Consider the following 1,187-nt stretch of genomic DNA (forward strand, 5'->3'; position numbering starts at 1 on the left):
ATCTCGATCTTCAAGGCACCGACAACCCCGGGCGAGTTCGAACAGGGGTTCATGGATGTCCTCAAAGTTGCGGCAGAGGGTTATGGCCTTCATGCGAAAAACTTCATCGAACAAATTTCACTTATCGTGCACGGCTCGACAGTTTCAACCAATGCGTTGGTCGAAAGAAAGACAGTCAAGGTTGGACTGATCCTGAATGACGGGCACCGTGACATGCTGGTGTTGCGCGAAGGACCTCGCAAGGGCGCATTTCAATGGAAGCTTGATTACCCAGAACCCTATGTGCCGCAACACCTTACCAAAACGGTTGCCGGGCGCATTGATGCACGTGGCAAGGTCGTGACGCCGCTGGATGAGGAGGCTGTTCGCGAGGCCGCACGATATTTCCGCAACACCCGCGTCGAGGCGCTTGCCGTGGGTTTGCTTTGGTCGGTGGTCAATCCCGAGCACGAGCTGCGGGTTGCGGAAATCCTGGCCGAAGAAATGCCGGATACCCCGGTCACCCTGAGCCACGAGATCAACCCGATGCCGCGGGAATACAAGCGCGTGATCGCGGCTGCAATCGACGCCTCCATACGGCCCATCGTTCGGACCTATATCGAGCGCCTCGAGACAGCTTTGACCCATGGCGGGTTTCAGGGTGAACTGCTGCTCGCGAATTGCGTCGGCGGGATGATGCCCGTGTCGGAAATGCTTCGAAAGCCGATCTACTCGGTCATGTCCGGCCCAACACTCGCACCGATGGCGGCGCTCGCGCTGAGTGACGAAGCGGATATCATCGTGGGCGACATGGGCGGAACAACATTCGACGTATCCGCGCTGCGCGATCATCAGGTGATCATCACACCCGATAGCATGATCCATGATGACAACCTTGGCATTGCCAAGGTGGATGTGCGGTCGGTGGGTGCGGGAGGCGGTTCGATTGCGCGTGTTGACGGTGGCGGACTTTTGCACGTCGGTCCCCACAGTGCCGGTGCCCGGCCGGGCCCGGCCTGCTACGGGAAAGGCGGCGACGAGCCGACCGTTACCGACGCCAATGTCATACTTGGCATCGTCGACCCGGACTATTTCCTTGGTGGCAAGATGCCGCTCGATACCAAGGCGGCGTCAAAGGCAATCGACAAGATTGCGAAAGCTCTGAATATCGGCCTTCAGGAAGCCGCCTGGTCAATATACACCACCGC

The 1,187-nt window shown here is 58.6% G+C and carries 1 protein-coding gene; it reads left to right on the plus strand.

All coding sequences use genetic code 11. The features are described 5' to 3' along the window. A partial coding sequence (locus A3764_RS20700; RefSeq protein ID WP_150122351.1) for a hydantoinase/oxoprolinase family protein occupies positions 1 to 1,187 on the plus strand: 1,187 nt, incomplete at both ends.

It is taken from the genome of Sulfitobacter sp. HI0129, from assembly GCF_001635395.1.
Taxonomy (GTDB): Bacteria; Pseudomonadota; Alphaproteobacteria; order Rhodobacterales; family Rhodobacteraceae; genus Sulfitobacter.